This is a genomic window from Azohydromonas lata NBRC 102462, assembly GCF_001571085.1.
Lineage (GTDB): Bacteria > Pseudomonadota > Gammaproteobacteria > Burkholderiales > Burkholderiaceae_C > Azohydromonas > Azohydromonas lata.
The window spans coordinates 39001-54303 of the sequence record NZ_BCTC01000006.1 but is presented as its reverse complement, the minus strand read 5'-3'; the positions used below and the strand labels follow the sequence as shown (position 1 = coordinate 54303).

Here is a 15303-nt window from a genome sequence, read left to right as displayed (position 1 = left end):
CGATGCCAAAACGAGGAGGAGACCCCGGTGACCATCCTGATCGATGACCTGGACGTGGACGAATCCGACGGCCTGGCCCGCTTCACGGTGAGGCTGAGCGAGGCCCATGCCGCACCCGTGAGCGTGCGCTGGGCCACCGCCGACGTCACGGCCCTGGCGGGCGTGGACTACACCGCGCGCGCGGGCGTGCTCACCTTCGACCCCGGGCAGCTTGTCCTCACCGTGGACGTGCCGCTGCTCGACAACTTCGCCCGCGAGCCGGACGAGATTTTCAAATTGCTGCTGTCCAACCCGGTCAACGACGTGCTGGCCAGCACCGTGGCCTGGGCCACCCTCCACGACGACGACGGCCCGCGCGGCCGCCCCGTGATCCATGCGGACGACACGGTGGTGGACGACGCCACCGGCGCCGCGCTGTTCACCTTCACGCTGGACCGTCCCAGCGCCACTTCCGTGAGCGTGCGGCTGGCGCTGGACCCCGGCTCCACGGCGCAGGGCGACCTGCTGCCCTTCGCGCCGCGCACGCTGGTGTTCGCGCCCGGCGAGGTCGTCAAGACCGTGCGCGTGGACGTGGCGCCGCAGGACGACGCCTGGCACGGCTCCACGCACTTCGACCTGCGGCTGTCCTCGCCGGTGGGCGCGGACGTGCCGGACGCCACGGCGCGCGCCTTCATCGCCGGGCCGAGCAGCGTGCGCAACGACGGCGTGGGCCTGCCGCTGGTCAGCGTGTCCGACGCCTTTGCCGGCGAGGGCGACGGCGAGATGCGCTTCCTCGTCTCGCTCAGCGCCCGCTCGGAAGTGGCCACCAGCGTGAGCTACTTCCTGCGCGGCTTCACGGCCCAGGCCGGCGCGGACTTCCACGAGCAGTCCGGCACGCTGGTGTTCGCGCCCGGCGAGATCAGCCGCGTCATCACGGTGCCCGTGCTCAACGACAGCTTCCAGGAATCCGAGGAGGTGTTCACGGTGTTCCTGGGCAATGCCAAGGGCCTGGTCATCGTGGACGGCGTGGGAGACGCCCAGGGCACCATCCGCGACGACGACCGCCCAACGGGCACGCCCACGGTGTTTGTCGACGACGGCGTGGTGGACGGCTGGGAGCCCTTCGCGCGCTTTCACGTCTGGCTGGACAGGCCCAGCACCGAGCAGGTCACGGTGCGCTACGCCACCAGCGACGGCAGCGCCCGCGCCGGTACCGGCGCGCCCGTGGGCGGCTACAACGACTACGTGGACCAGGGCGTGCAGACGCTGGTGTTCGCGCCCGGCGAGGTCAGCAAGACCGTGCTGGTGCCGCTGGCCCACCAGGGCGAGCCCACCCACCAGCCCGGCAGCGAGTTGCGCGAGCCCGCCGAGTTCTTCGACCTGCGGCTCACCAACGCCGCCAACGCGGGGCTGGGCGACGGCCTGGGCCACATGGTGATTTCCGGCAACCAGACCAACCTCGGCGCGTCCTCGACCCTGCGCGTGGTATCGGCCGCCACGCGCGAGGGCGGCACCACGCTGGACTTTTTCGTAGAGCGCGACTTCGGGTCGGACCGCGTCGAATCGGTGGGCTACGCCGCCATCGCCGGCACGGCCGAGGCCAACCTGGACTTCTTCGCGCACCGGGGCGGCGTGACCTTCCAGCCGGGCCAGACGCTGCAGGTGATACGCATCCCGCTGATCAACGACACCGTGGCCGAAGGCACCGAAACCATCACGCTGCGGCTGACGACCGAGGACGGCCGGCAATTCGATGTCCAGGGCCGCATCCTCGACGACGAGCGCCCCGCCGGCGGGCAAACGCTCACCGGCGCCGCCGACGTGGACAACGTGCTCATGGGCCCGCCCGGCACCACGCTGGTCATCGGCGGCGACCACGACGACCTGCTCGACGGCAGCGGCGCCATCACCCTGCGCGGCGGCCTGGGCGGCGACAGCTACATCGTCGACACCCCGACGACCCGCGTCGAGGAGGGCGTGGACGCCGGCCTCGATACGGTCTACGCCTACTTCGACTACACGCTGGGCAACAACCTGGAAGTGCTCGCGCTGGGCGGCGTCGCCGTGCGCGGCACCGGCAACGCGGGAAGCAACACCCTCATCGGCAACGCCGTGGCCAACGTGCTCAGCGGCGGCGACGGCATAGACGGGCTGTACGGCGGCGACGGCAACGACACGCTCTACGGCGATGCCGGCGGCGACTTCATGTATGGCGGCAACGGTGCCGACGTGCTCATGGGCGGCCTGGGCAACGACGTGATGTCGGCAGGCAACCTCGCGGCATTGCCGCCCGGGCCCGTGGCTGCCGACCTGCTCGACGGCGGCGACGGCGAGGACGTGCTCAGCGCCGACAGCGGCCGCGACACCCTGCGCGGCGGCGCGGGCAACGACAACCTCTTCGGCGGCCCCGACGCCAACGTGCTCGAAGGTGGCGCGGGCACCGACACGCTGCGCGGCGGGCCCGGCGGCGACACGCTCACCGGCGGCGAGGGCCGCGACATCTTCTACTTCAATGCCCTGGACTACGCCGCCGCGCCCACGGCCGACCGCATCACCGACTGGCGCAGCGTGGACGACAAGCTCATCTTCAACGGCTTCGGCATAGGCGACCGCGACGGCCGCATCGAGGGCGGCCTGGAGCGCGCCGCGCCCGGGGGCTTCTCCACCGCGGCCGAGCTGGTGATCTTCACCACCGACATCGCAGGCGCCCTCACCGCCGACAGCGCGGCGCAGCGCATAGGCTCGGCCACCTCGGCCTATGCCGGGGAGCAGGCGCGGCTGTTCGCGGTGGACAACGGCGGGCAAAGCGGCGTGTTCCTGTTCACCAACGAGGACAACGACGCGCGCGTGAGCGCCGGCGAGCTCACGCTGCTGGTGCTGCTGGACGGCGGCACCACCACGCTGGCCGACTACGCGCTGAGCTTCGCGTAGGACCAGGGCCTTGGCCATGCGGCGCTTCCTGGCCGACCACGCCCAACTCTTCCTGGCCGTGGCCGGGTTCAGCCTGGTGCTCAACCTCGCGCTGCTGGCGCCCTCGCTGTTCATGCTGCAGGTGTTCGACCGGGTGTTGTCCACGCGCAGCGTGGAGACGCTGGTGATGCTGGCGCTGGTCACGGCGCTGGCCCTGGCGCTGATGTTCGTGCTGGACCTGGTGCGCGCGCGGCTGCTGGCGCTGGCCGGCAGCCTGTTCGAGGACGGCGGCGGGCAGACCGCGTTGCGCCGGCTGCTGGACGGCGCCGATGCGCGCCACCGCGACGCGCTGCGCGACCTGGCCTGCGTGCGCCAGGCGCTCAGCGGCGCGGCGCTGCTGGCGCTGCTGGACGCGCCGTGGATGGTGGTCTACCTGGGCGTCATCTTCGCCTTCAGCCGCATCCTGGGCTGGCTGGCGCTGTGCAGCGCGCTGCTGCTGGTTGGGCTGGCCTGGCTGGGCGAGCGGATCACGCGCTCGCGGCTGGCGGCACTGCAGCAGCGCTCACGCGACGCGGCGCGGCTCACCGACGGTGCGCTGCGCCAGGCCGAGGTGGTGCGCGCCCTGGGCATGGGCACGCACGTCGCCGCGCGCTGGCGCGCGCTCAACCGCACGCTGCAGGCCGGCCAGCTGAGCACCCAGCGGCGCAGCGGGCTGGTGTCGTCGGCCACACGGGCCTTCAGGCAGTCGGTGCAGGTGGTCATGATGGGCGTGGCCGCCTGGCTGGTGATCGAGCAGCAGGCCACGCCGGGGGTGATGATCGCCGTGACCATCATCCTTGGGCGCGCGCTGGCGCCGGTGGAGATGCTGGTGGCGCAATGGCGCCCGCTGCTGGAGGCGCACGCGGCCTGGCAGCGGCTGCGCCCCTTGCTGGAGCCCGCCGAGGCACCGGCCTTCGACGGCCTGCCCGCGCCGCGCGGGGCACTGTCGCTGGAGGGGGTGAGCCACGTTCCGCAGGGCGCGGCACAGCCGGTGCTGCGCAACGTCAGCCTGGAGGTGGCGCCGGGCGAGGTGCTGGCCATCGTCGGCCCAAGCGGCGCAGGCAAGTCCACGCTGGCGCGGCTGATGCTGGGGCTCATCCGCCCCAGCGCCGGCGTGGTGCGCCTGGACGGCATGGAAATGACGCCCGGGCTGCCGGCGCTGGCCGGCAGTTGCGTGGGCTACGTGCCGCAGGAGGTGGCGCTGTTCGACGGCACGGTGGCCGACAACATCGCGCGGCTGCAGCCCGGGGCGGCGGGCGCCGCGGTGGCGCAGGCCGCGCAGCGTGCCCGCGCGCACGAGATGATCGTGCGGCTGCCCCAGGGCTACGACACGCCGGTGGGCGAGGGCGGCGTGCGGCTGTCCGGCGGGCAGCGCCAGCTCGTGGCGCTGGCGCGCGCGCTCTACGGCGGCCCGCGCCTGGTGGTGCTGGACGAGGCCAACGCGCACCTCGACAGCGAGGGCGAGCAGGCCCTGTGCGCCGCGGTGGAGGAGCTGCGCGCGGACGGCGTCACGGTGGTGCTGATCACGCAGCGCACGCAGGTGCTGTCGGTGGCCGACCGCATCGCCGTGCTGCGCAACGGCAGCATTGAGCGCATCGGCGTGCGCCGCGACGCGGCCGAGGCGTCGGCCTCCGGGGCGCCAGCGGGCACGGCCGCGGGCGTGGGCGTGCTGCACCAGGCGCAATGAGCCCCATGGCCGCGCCCGCATTCGCCCCGTCCGGCATGGAGGCCGCCAACGACGCCGTGGTGCACGGCTGGCAGCGGCAGGCGCGGCGGCTCATCCTGGCCGGCTTGGTGGCGCTGGCCCTGGCGCTTGGGCTGCTGGTGGCCTGGGTGGCGCTGGCGCCCTTGGCCGGGGCCACCGTGGCCGTGGGCATGGTGCGCGTGGACACGCACCGCAAGACCGTGCAGCACCGCGATGGCGGCATCGTCCGCGAGATCCTGGTGCGCGAGGGCGACCATGTGGCCGCCGGCCAGCCGCTGTTGACGCTGGACGACGCGCGGGTGGACGCCACCTACCAGATGCTGCGCAGCCAGCTCGATGCGCAGACCCTGCGCCAGGCGCGGCTGCTGGCCGAGCGTGAAGGCGCCGCCACCTGGCAGGCGCCGCCGGCGCTGCGGCCGCGCCGCGCCGAACCGCGGCTGGCCGAAGCCCTGGCGCGTGAACAGGCGCTGTTCGAGGCGCGCCGCGGCGCCCTGCAGAACCAGCAGCGGCTGCTGGCGCAGCAACTGGCGCAAGTGGCGCTGGAACAGGAGGCGCGCGAGCGCGAGTTCACCGCCATGCAGCAGGCGGTGGCCTCCATGCGCGAGGAGCTGGAGCTCAACCGCACGCTGGCCGAACAGGCTTTCGTGAACCGCACGCGCGTCATGGCGCTGGAGCGAACCGCCGCGGACTATCAAAGCCGCATCGACGCCAACCGCGCCGAGCTGGCACAGGCGCGCCAGCGCGCGGGCGAGCTGCAGGCCCGGCTGGACGCCTTGCGCGAGGGCTATCGCCAGGAAGCCAGCGCCGAACTGCGCGATACGCAAGGCCACATCGTGGAGTTGGAGGAGCAGCTCGCCAGCGCGCAGGACGCCAGGCAGCGCCTGGCCGTGCCGGCGCCCGTCTCGGGGCGCGTGGTGGATCTGCGCGTGACCACCCCCGGCGGCAGCATCGGCCCGCGCGATGCGCTCATGGACATCGTGCCGGACGGCAGCCCGCTGCTGGTGGAGGCGCATGTGGGCGTGGACGCCATCGCGGAGCTGCGTGCGGGCCAGTCGGCCGACGTGCGGCTGACTGCTTACCGCCAGCGCAGCACGCCCCTGATCACCGGCCGCGTGACGCAGGTGTCGGCCGATGCGCTGCGCGACCGCGACAACGGCACGCCTTACTACGTGGTGCAGGTCGCGCTGGACCCCGCCTCGCTGGCCGCCGCGGGCGAGGTGGCCTTGCAGCCGGGCATGGCCGCGGAAGTGTTCATCCGCAGCCGCGCAGGCACGGCGCTGGACTTCCTGGTGGAGCCCTTGCTCAACGCGGCGCGGCGGTCGTTGCGCCAGCATTAAAGAGGTCCTTGTCCATCAGGGCGGGAGCGTGGACGTCCGGATCGGCATCGTCTGCAGGGCAGCCACCCTGCTCAGAGAGATTCCTGACCATTTTTGTGCTGCTCCGCGCGAAGCTGGGTGCTGCCAGGCAGGCCAGGACGGAGACGAACCCGATCAACCGGCAATCATCCTGACCATTTTTGTGACCGAACGGTCATTGAATGGGCCAACGGTCTGTAGAGCAGGACTGGGATGAACCGTGCCCATACAGGGCGCAGCACAAAAATGGTCAGGATGCAGTAGCACGCTGCCGAGTCCGTACGGTTGCGGGCACAAAAACAGTCAGGATGACTTCAGCGACAGCGCACCGCCCATGCCACCCAGCCTGCCGCCGGATTCATCGTGCGAACGGAAAGGTTGCCGGCACAAAGGCAGTCAGGATGGCCATCGCTTCTGCGCAAACCACGGAAAGCTTTCTTCCACTTGCCAGCCAGCTTTTAATAGCTTTAAAGACAAGCAAGCTTTAGGGAGTCAAAAAATCCTTTAAAAACAATAAGTTAGCGTGGGAAAAATGACTGTTTTTGTGCTCTGGCCGAGTCAACATGACTGTTTTTGTGCGCATCCTGACCATTTTTGTGATGAGCAAGATGACTGTTTCTGTGCCGCAAGCTGACCATTTCTGTGCGGCAAACTGACCATTCCTGTGAAAGCTGACCATTTCTGTGCCGGCACCGCCAAGTGGGCGCCAGCACAGCGTATTTAAGACTTGTCCCCAGCCATCATGACCATGGTTGTGCTCATGCACCGCGCGGTGCAGCGACGCGGTTGCGAGAGCATCGTGACCATTTTTGTGATGAGCTTTGCCGTGGTGTCGAGCGCAAGTGGCACAAAACTGACCATCATGGTTGACGCACAGTCAGGATAGGCACTAGCCTTGCGGCCTTCCTGACCCGTCCTCACGCCGGCGCCATGGCCAAGAACAAACTCATCACCACGGATGTCGTCGGCGAGCAGTACGCGTTGCAGCTCTTCGAGGAAACCATTGGCCGCAAGGGCCGCACCGCCACGATCGCGGATGCGGAAGGGGACCTGGCCTTTCCGAAGAACAACATCTTCGTGGACGTGTCCGGCGTCGGCGTGCTGGCCCGCCGCGGCCTCAACGTCATGAACTACCTGGCGTGCGATGCGCCGGCCGACGTGGTGGAGTTCGAGTGCGATGTGGGCCTGTTCAAGTTCCTGCTGAACTACCAGAGCCGCAACCACAAGCATCTCAACGAGGCGCTGCGCGAGGCGCAAAAGACCAGCGTGGTCGTGCGGCGCGAGCGGCCCAACGCCAACGGCAGCCACGACTTCGTCTCCATCCCGCTGGTGGGCATCGTGGGCGTGGCCGGGGGCAAGGTCTATTTCAAGTTCGATCCGGCCATCCGCAAGCTGCACAAGGACCCGCGCGGCTTCACCTTCCTGTCGCTGCGCACGACCTCGGCGTTCACGTCGGTATTCGCGCACAGCCTGTACGAAAAGCTCAAGTCGATCGCCTTTCGCGGCTCGCCCACCGACTGGCTCACGCTGGAAGAGGCCCGCAAGTGGACAGGTGCGGCAGATGCCAAGTTCATGGCGGCCTGGCCGGAGTTCCGCCGCCGCGCGCTGCTGGTGGCCATCGAGCAGATCAACGAGCTTTCCGACCTCTTCGTTGAGGTGGAAACCAAGTCGTCGCCCGGCTCCAAGAAGGTGACGCACCTGCGCTTCGTGTTCTCGGAGCAGGAAGGCAAGATGGTGCAGTCGCTGCGCCAGACCGAGACCCGCAAGAACCTCTACGAGACGCTGCGCGGCGAGTTCGGCATAGGCGCCGTGGACTTGCAGGCCATCGCGGCCAAGGCCGAGGACTACACGCCTGAGCGCATCCAGGCCGCCATCGAGTTCGTCCGCCACCGCATGGCCACGCAGCGCAAGAAGATCAGCGCGCCGGGTCGCTACCTCATGAAGGCCATCCAGGAGGGCTGGTCCATTCCAAAGGCCGAGCTTGAAGCCGGTGTCACCGAGCCCGCGGCTGTGCCGGCGCCCGGGCCTGCGCAAGCGGCCGCTGTTGCTGTGGACAAGCGCCAGCCGGCACACGAGCGGCTGGCCGGGGAGTCGCTTCAGCGCGAGTATCAGGAGCAGGGCGAGCGCGGCTATGCGCTGTACCTGGCAGCGGAGCATGCGCAGCGTGCCGAGCTGCGCGTTTCGTTCGCACGGACGCTGGTCTTCCGTGCCCTTGGGGCGCAGATGCAGCGCGCCAAGGGGCCCATCACCGAGGCCGAATTGCGCAATACGCCACGGTTGCAGCATGCCTTTGGACAGCACGTGCTCAAGGCCGTGGCCAAGGCGTCGCGTGGCGTGGCCGCGCGTTCAGACGACCAGGCCGCGCTGTTCACCCATCAGTAGACGGCCTGCGGTCCCAGCAAGAGCCCAAGCTTCATCAGCCGCTGGGCGATGGCACGTGGTGCCGCGTGCTTTGATCCCTTTAAGAACAACATACGCGGGTCGTTTTGAAGGCAGTAGGTTTGTGGCAGCTGCGTGTCGTTGAAGGTGGGATGGGGTTGTGGAAGTCAGGTCAGGTTGGTGCCATTGGGAAATGCCACTGGCTACAGGTATGTTGCATTTGCAGTGCCTCCACGGTGCTGGCGGCTCCGGTTACCCACGGATTCTGTGGACAAGTCCGTGGAGCAGCGGCACCGGAAGAACACAAGTCCTTGATTCATCAGGAAAGTTTGGCGCTGCCACAAAAATAGGCAATCGCCGTGTCTGCTGCGTGCTTGCTCCCTGCGGAAGGCTCAACCGGGCACGGGGCCGTTGGGTGAAAGGTCCGGAGGGGGACCGATGTACCTGCCGCGCGGCCGTATCACCTGCGGCATGTTCATCTGCTCCATGCTGTGGGCCAGCAGCCCGACACTGCGGGCGGTGGCAAACAGTGCGAAGGCGCCGTCGGCAGGCAGGCGATGGCGGGCCACCAGGGCCGCAAGCGCCACGTCGATGTTGGGTTGCAAGCCCGTCAACGAAGCAGCTTTCGCAATGAACCGGCTGATGGCCGCGGGTGGGTCGAACAGGCCCATCAGTACCTGGGCCCGTGGATCACCATCGGGGTACAGGTGATGGCCAAACCCGGGAATCGGCAAGCCCGCGGAGAGGTAGCGGTTCACCACCTCGTCGGCGCCCAAGCGATCCACCTCCTCGAACAGCGCACGCACCCGTCCCGAGGCGTCGCCGTGTAAAGGTCCGGAGAACGTGGCGAGTCCGGCGAGCAGGCAGGCCGGCAGTGACGCGCCGGTCGAGGCTGCAATGCGGGCCGAAAAGGCGGAACTGGTCAGCTCGTGGTCCGCCAGCAGCGCCATCGCCGTGCGCAGCAGCTCTGCGTTATCCGCCGACAAGCCCCAGCCTTGCGCAAAGCGCAGATGCAGCGGCGCACCCGCGCCTCGCGCTGCCCCGAAGCAGCAGGCCACCTGGCCCACGAGGCTTTGGGCCTCCTCATGCAAGACACGCGTGAGGCGCCCCCGCGTGGAATGCCCCGTGGCGGCCAGCGTGGCCAGCAGGACAAAAGCGGCAATCCGCCCGGGGTCGCTGGAACTGGCCTGGGAAGCGGTGCCGAACGCCACGGGCTGCTCGGCGCCCCACAGCAGCCCGGCAACGTCTTCCAAGGTCGCCGCCGAGGCCAGCGTCACCGCGTCCTGGCCCCGATAGCAAAGGCGGCCTCGCACGAAAGTGCTGACGGCGGTCGGGATGCTGGGCTCCGCACCGAAGAGGGTGTTGGTCGCCACCGTTTCCAGCTTGCGCCCATCCTGCTTGCGCTTTGCAAGCGCGTTCACGTCGTCCGCACGGTAGAGGCTGCGCCGGCTGTCCTGCGGATCGGGCGCGGCCTCGATCTTTCCCCGGCTCACGTAGGCATAGACCGTCTGCGGCCGCACCTTGAGCAGGCCACAGGCCTCGTCCATCGTGATCCATGTGGCCATGACCAGGCTGCTCCGCTGAATTTATATTGATTTTATATATCAAGATTGACCGAAAAATCAATATAAAAACAGAATGGCTTCACATCCACCCGCGCCCGTCCAGAGTTTCTCGGCGCGCGCCAGCCCGCAAAGAGCCGACATGAAGCACAAGGTCCTCCAGCTCAACCCCATCCTGATTCCCGAGATCAACGAACGCCTGCAGGCGCTGTACGAGGTGCATCGGTACTTCGAAGTGGCGGACCCCGAGGCATGGCTCGAAGCGCATGGGGCGACCACGCAGGCCGTCATCACAGGCGGGCATACCGGCATTTCCAGGCAGATGCTGGAGCGCTTGCCGGCGCTCAAGGTCGTCGCCATCAACGGTGTGGGGACCGATGCGGTGGATCTGGCGTACTGCCGCGCCCGCGGGTTGCCCGTCACGGCCACGCTGGGCGCCTTGACCGAGGACGTGGCCGATCTCGCCCTGGGCCTGCTCATTGCCGCCTGCCGCAACCTGTGCGCCGGTGACCGCTTCGTGCGCGAAGGGCAATGGGAGCTGTTCCCTCAACCCAGCGCCATTCCGCTGGCACGCCGCTTCAGCGGCATGCGCCTGGGCATCGTGGGCATGGGACGGGTTGGGCGCGCGGTTGCCGCGCGCGCCGCGGCTTTCGGCTGCCCCATCGCCTACACGGACCTGCAGCCGATGGCGGACGTGCCGCACCGCTTCGTTGCGGAGCTGGTTCAGCTCGCCCGCGAGTCGGATGCCCTGGTGCTTTGCGCCGCGGCCGACAAGGCCGAAGGCATCGTCGATGCGGCGGTGCTGGAGGCCCTCGGCCCGCGCGGGTTCCTGGTCAACGTGGCGCGCGGGCGCCTGGTCAACGAACCGGACCTGGTCGCCGCCGTGGAGGCCGGCCGCATCGCAGGTGCCGGCCTGGACGTTTTCGTCGACGAGCCGCGCGTGCCGGCGCCACTGCGCGGGTCGGACCGCGTGACGCTGCAGGCCCATCGGGCCAGCGCCACGTGGGAAACCCGCACCGCCATGGGCGAGATGGTGCTGGCCAGCTTGTCCCAAGCCCTTTGCGGCGAGCGCCCGCCCATGAGCCTGACCACCTGAGACCGTGCCACAGCACGGCACCGCACAGACCCACCCCGAACGGAGACAAACCATGTTCAGACGCCGCTTCACCGCCCTGGTGGCCACCGCCCTGGGCACCTGCGTGCTCAGCCCTGCCTTTGCGCAGCCCTATCCGGCCAAGCCCATCACCATCGTCATCGGCTCCAGCCCCGGCAGCACGACCGATGGCCTGGCGCGTGCCATCGGCGCGGAAATCACCAAGGCGGTCGGGCAACCCGTCATCGTCGACAGCCGCGCCGGTGCATCCGGCGGCATCGCGGCCCAGGCCGTGGCCCGTGCCGCGCCGGACGGCTACACGCTGTTCATGACCACGAACACGACTCAGGCCGCCAACCCGCATCTGTTCAAGAAGATCGCCTACGACCCGATCAAGGACTTCGCGCCGGTCAGCCTGCTGGTGAAGGGCTACATGCTGCTGGTGGTCAACCCGGGCGTGAAGGCGACCAACGTGCAGGAGCTCATCGCCCTCGCGAAGAAGGAGCCGGGCAAGCTGAACTTCGGCGAAGGCAGCTCCTCCGCGCGCGTGGCCACGGAGCTGTTCAAGCAGATGGCGGGCGTTCAACTGAACCATGTGCCCTACAAGGCCAACCCGCCGGCCGTCATCGACCTGGTCTCCGGGCAGACCGACCTGATGACGGTGGACCTGACGACCAGCCTTCCGCAGGTCAAGGCGGGCAAGCTGCGCGCCCTCGGCGTGACCAGCCCCAAGCGAACGCCGCTGGTCCCCGACGTGCCGACCCTGGCCGAGTCAGGCCTGCCCGGCTACGAGTCCGGCTACTGGAACGCCTTGTACGCGCCGGCCGCAACGCCGGCGCCCGTCGTGAACAGGCTCAATGAGCTCGTGCACCGGGCCATGGCCTCGGAAGGCGTCAAGCGCTTCGTCGAACACAACGGGATGGAGGTCGCGGTGTCGACACCGGATGAGCTGGCCCGCTTCCAGCAGGCGGAGCTCGACCGCTGGGGCCGCATCATCAAGGCGGCCAACATCCAGCCGGAATGAGCGCGGCCGGCGGCGTGTGCTCCGTCACCGCTCCACACGGCGTGTCGAGCGTGCCGTGACGGGCGAACCGGCCTGGGATGCGGAGACCTGCGGCATGGCCAGCGCCCAATCGTCTCCATCGGGTGTCGTCAGCACGGCCTGCTGCGTGTCCACAGCCTTGAGCACGTAGCCCTGCAGAACTTCCCGGCCCACCAGGAACGGCTTGGGAGGCTGGTTCTCGATGCCCAGCAGTGCCATGTGCCCCTGCTGCCGGTTGCCGATGACGCCGGTCAGCACGAGCTTCGGACGGGGCGTGGCCAGTCGGGTGGAACGGTTGGCGGGGGCTCCCAGCAGATGCTTGACCCGTCCGGCTTCGCTGGGCACCGGGACCGCCTGCACCGCGGCGCTCGGCGCCACGGAAGCCCCCTGCACGAGGCTCCATGCCCAGGCCACCACGGAGCCGGCCAGCAGCGTCCAGATCAGGCCGCTGACCATCCAGGTGGCGCCGCGCGCCTTCGTGCGGGAGGCGCCTGGCTCCGCGCCGAAGCCCGCAGAGGTGCCGGAAGGAAGGCCGGTCGCAGCCGATGCCATGCGCGTGCTGCCTGTTGCGTCCACGGTTATCCCGCCCACTGGTTGAGCTCGATGATAGGCAGCAGCACGGCCAGCACGATCAGCATGACGACCAGCCCCATGCCGACGATCAGGAGCGGCTCCAGGATCGTCGCCATCTGCAGGGCGCGGCGCTGCACGTCGTCCGAAAGCAGGGCGGCCGCGCGCTGCAGCATGAGCGGCAGCGCGCCGGTCTGCTCCCCCAGGCGCGAGAAGCGCGTCACCACGTTGGGAAAGCCTCGCTCGCCGGCCAGGGCCGCGGCCAGCGACGCCCCTTCGCGCACCTGCGTTACGGCCCGCCGGCCGCCTGCACGCATCGCGGCGTTGCCCAGGGTGTCGGCCGCGGCCTGCATCGCGTCCAGGATCGGCACGCCAGCGCCCGCCAGCAGGCCCAGCGTGGACGCGAAGCGCGCCGCGTTGAAGCTGCCGGCCAGCGGCAGCCGCAGCCACCAGGCGTCGAAGCCCTCGCGCACCCGCTGAACGCGCAGCGCCGCCCGGGCCGCGGGCACGGTCAGCAGCAGCCCGGCCAGCAGCCATGGGCCGTGCTGGCGCAGCCCGGCACTGAGCCCCAGCATCAGCGCCGTCAGCACCGGCAGCGCATGCTGGCGGCCCGCGTACACCTGGGCCACGTGCGGCACCACGTAGCCCAGCAGGAATCCCACGATGCCCAGGGCCAGCAGCGTCACGATGGCCGGGTAGAGCACGGCCGCCAGCACCTTGCCCCTGAGCGCCTGGTGCTCGGCCAGGTCGCGGGCCAGCCGGTCCAGCACCAGGCCGAGCTGGCCGCTTTGTTCGCCGGCATGGACCACCGCGCGGTAGATCGCGGAGAACTCGCGGGGATGCAGCGCCAGCGCCCGCGCCAGGCTGCTGCCGCCATTGACCTCGGCGCGCAGCGCGGCCACCAATGCGCGCTGGCGCTCGTCATCCAGGTCCTCGGCCAGGGCGGCCAGGGCCGGCTCCAGCGGCAGCCCGGCGCACACCATGTCGGCGAGCTGGCGGGTCCACAGCGTCAGCGCGCCGGGGCCCAGCGCCCGGCCCCGGCCGGCCAGCAGCGCCCAGCCGCGTCCCGTCCCTGCACCGGACGCCACCGCCTTGACGCTCAGCGGCACCAGTGACTGCGCGCGCAACTGGTTGCGCACGGCCCGCTCGGTGTCGGCCTCGACGATGCCGCGGCGCGGGCGGCCCTCCAGGTCCAGGGCGTCGAAGGCGAAGGCGGGCATGGCGGGCGGCTCCTGGAGGGTGGTCCGGATCGGGGTGGGGATGTCGTGGCGCCGCGGCTCAGCTGCGCGTCACACGCAGCACTTCCTGCAGGGTGGTCGTGCCCAGAGTGACCAGCTCCTCGCCGTCCTCGCGCATCGAGCGCATGCCCTTGGCGGTGGCGGCGGCGCGGATCTCGGCCTCGGCGGCGCCGCGGTGGATCAGCGCTCGGATCGCGTCGTCGGCCACCAGCAGCTCGAACAGCCCGGTGCGGCCGCGGTAGCCGCTGGGGTCGGCCGGCTCCAGCCGCCGCACCAGCCGCTGCGCCAGCACGCCCAGCAGCGTGGAGCTGAGCAGGAAAGGCTCCACGCCCATGTCGGTCAGCCGCGTCACGGCGCTGGGCGCGTCGTTGGTGTGCAGCGTGGCCAGCACCAGGTGGCCGGTGAGCGAGGCCTGGATGGCGATCTGCGCGGTCTCGAAGTCGCGGATCTCGCCGATCATGATCACGTCCGGGTCCTGGCGCAGGATGGCGCGCAGCGCCCTGGCGAAGGTCAGCTCGATGCGCGCGTTCACCTGCGTCTGGCCCACGCCCGGCAGCTCGTACTCGACCGGGTCCTCCACGGTCATGATGTTGGTGCTGTCGGACACCAGCCGGCCCAGCGCCGCGTAGAGCGTGGTGGTCTTGCCCGAGCCGGTGGGGCCGGTGACCAGCACGATGCCGTGCGGCTGCGCGATCAGACGCTCGAAAGCCCGCAGCACCGGGCCGCGCAGGCCGACGGCCTCCAGGCTCAGCCGGTTGGCGCTCTTGTCGAGCAGCCGCAACACGGCCCGCTCGCCGTGCGTCGAAGGCAAGGTGGAGACGCGCACGTCCACGGCGCGGCTGCCGATGCGCAGCGCGATGCGGCCGTCCTGGGGCAGGCGCTTCTCGGAGATGTCCAGTTGCGCCATCACCTTGAGCCGCGAGATCAGCGCCGCGTGCAGCGCGCGCTGTGGCCGCACCACCTCGCGCAGCGCCCCGTCGATGCGAAAGCGCACCGAGGACGCGCGCTCGCAGGGCTCGATGTGGATGTCGCTGGCGCCGTCGCGCGCGGCCTGCGTGAGCAGCGCGTTGAGCATGCGGATGATGGGCGCATCGCCCGCCGTCTCCAGCAGGTCCTCCACTGCCGGCAGCGCCTGCATCATGCGCGAGAGGTCGGTGTCGGACTCGACCTCGCTGACCACCTGCGCCGCGCTCGAATCCCCGTCGGCGTAGGCTCGGCCGATCCGCAGGGCCAGCTCGTCCGGCCCCTCCTCGCGCAGGGCGTGCACCGCGTACTTGCGCAGCACCTCGCCGCAGGCGCCGGCCGTGGTGCCGGCGGCGGCATCGGCGCCTTGGGACGGTCCATGCCACAGCACCAGTCCCGCGTCCTGCGCTTCGAGCAGGACCTGGTGCGCGCGTGCAAAGGCATAGGGCAAGGGATAGCGCATGGTGC

10 protein-coding genes are annotated in these 15303 nt (G+C 69.9%); 6 read left to right on the top strand and 4 right to left on the bottom strand.

The genetic code is table 11. The annotated features are described in order from the left end of the window. Nucleotides 1-27: 27 nt before the first annotated feature. From ALA01S_RS35295 to ALA01S_RS04035, 4 genes are all read left to right on the top strand, one after another. A complete protein-coding gene (locus ALA01S_RS35295) occupies nucleotides 28-2910 on the top strand; it encodes a Calx-beta domain-containing protein (protein WP_066332379.1) in 2883 nt (960 codons plus the stop codon). A 16-nt stretch (nucleotides 2911-2926) separates the two neighbouring features. Beyond that, a complete protein-coding gene (locus ALA01S_RS04045) occupies nucleotides 2927-4615 on the top strand; it encodes a type I secretion system permease/ATPase (RefSeq protein WP_238455692.1) in 1689 nt (562 codons plus the stop codon). A gap of 5 nt (nucleotides 4616-4620) precedes the next feature. Next, nucleotides 4621-5970, top strand: coding sequence for an HlyD family type I secretion periplasmic adaptor subunit (locus tag ALA01S_RS04040; RefSeq protein ID WP_066332376.1), 1350 nt, complete (start codon nucleotides 4621-4623; stop codon nucleotides 5968-5970). A 948-nt stretch (nucleotides 5971-6918) separates the two neighbouring features. Further along, entirely contained in the window at nucleotides 6919-8370 is a 1452-nt protein-coding gene (locus ALA01S_RS04035) for a replication initiation protein (RefSeq protein ID WP_066332374.1), read from the top strand. Between the two features lie 389 nt (nucleotides 8371-8759). On the opposite strand, the gene ALA01S_RS04030 is transcribed toward ALA01S_RS04035, so the two are convergent. Beyond that, nucleotides 8760-9932 (bottom strand): citrate synthase family protein, encoded by a 1173-nt coding sequence (locus ALA01S_RS04030; protein WP_066332373.1) that lies wholly within the window; start codon nucleotides 9930-9932, stop codon nucleotides 8760-8762. Nucleotides 9933-10071: 139 nt separating this feature from the next. On the opposite strand from ALA01S_RS04030, the gene ALA01S_RS04025 reads away from it, so the two are divergent. Both ALA01S_RS04025 and ALA01S_RS04020 read left to right on the top strand, forming a co-directional pair. Next, nucleotides 10072-11025: a 2-hydroxyacid dehydrogenase gene (locus tag ALA01S_RS04025; protein ID WP_066332366.1), complete on the top strand. Its 954-nt coding sequence runs from the start codon at nucleotides 10072-10074 to the stop codon at nucleotides 11023-11025. Between the two features lie 52 nt (nucleotides 11026-11077). After that, nucleotides 11078-12046, top strand: a complete 969-nt coding sequence (locus ALA01S_RS04020; protein ID WP_066332364.1) for a Bug family tripartite tricarboxylate transporter substrate binding protein — start codon at nucleotides 11078-11080, stop codon at nucleotides 12044-12046. A gap of 24 nt (nucleotides 12047-12070) precedes the next feature. Here ALA01S_RS04020 and ALA01S_RS04015 read toward each other — a convergent pair whose 3' ends face one another. Genes ALA01S_RS04015 through ALA01S_RS04005 form a run of 3 tightly spaced genes read right to left on the bottom strand, consistent with a single transcriptional unit; the run spans nucleotide 12071 to nucleotide 15298 of the window. Continuing rightward, nucleotides 12071-12616: a hypothetical protein gene (locus tag ALA01S_RS04015; RefSeq protein ID WP_066332362.1), complete on the bottom strand. Its 546-nt coding sequence runs from the start codon at nucleotides 12614-12616 to the stop codon at nucleotides 12071-12073. 26 nt (nucleotides 12617-12642) lie between these two features. Next, nucleotides 12643-13854, bottom strand: coding sequence for a type II secretion system F family protein (locus ALA01S_RS04010; RefSeq protein WP_066332359.1), 1212 nt, complete (start codon nucleotides 13852-13854; stop codon nucleotides 12643-12645). Nucleotides 13855-13912: 58 nt separating this feature from the next. Then, complete coding sequence (locus ALA01S_RS04005; protein WP_066332356.1) at nucleotides 13913-15298, bottom strand: GspE/PulE family protein; 1386 nt, start codon at nucleotides 15296-15298, stop codon at nucleotides 13913-13915. Nucleotides 15299-15303: the final 5 nt, after the last annotated feature.

What these genes read in the sequence shown, in the direction of transcription:
- ALA01S_RS04025 (WP_066332366.1), top strand. Translation starts at nt 10,072, where the DNA reads ATGAAGCACAAGGTCCTCCAGCTCAACCCCATCCTGATTCCCGAGATC.
- ALA01S_RS04005 (WP_066332356.1), bottom strand. Translation starts at nt 15,298, where the DNA reads ATGCGCTATCCCTTGCCCTATGCCTTTGCACGCGCGCACCAGGTCCTG.
- ALA01S_RS04040 (WP_066332376.1), top strand. Translation starts at nt 4,621, where the DNA reads ATGGCCGCGCCCGCATTCGCCCCGTCCGGCATGGAGGCCGCCAACGAC.
- ALA01S_RS04015 (WP_066332362.1), bottom strand. Translation starts at nt 12,616, where the DNA reads ATGGCATCGGCTGCGACCGGCCTTCCTTCCGGCACCTCTGCGGGCTTC.
- ALA01S_RS04030 (WP_066332373.1), bottom strand. Translation starts at nt 9,932, where the DNA reads ATGGCCACATGGATCACGATGGACGAGGCCTGTGGCCTGCTCAAGGTG.
- ALA01S_RS04020 (WP_066332364.1), top strand. Translation starts at nt 11,078, where the DNA reads ATGTTCAGACGCCGCTTCACCGCCCTGGTGGCCACCGCCCTGGGCACC.
- ALA01S_RS04010 (WP_066332359.1), bottom strand. Translation starts at nt 13,854, where the DNA reads ATGCCCGCCTTCGCCTTCGACGCCCTGGACCTGGAGGGCCGCCCGCGC.
- ALA01S_RS04035 (WP_066332374.1), top strand. Translation starts at nt 6,919, where the DNA reads ATGGCCAAGAACAAACTCATCACCACGGATGTCGTCGGCGAGCAGTAC.
- ALA01S_RS04045 (WP_238455692.1), top strand. Translation starts at nt 2,927, where the DNA reads ATGCGGCGCTTCCTGGCCGACCACGCCCAACTCTTCCTGGCCGTGGCC.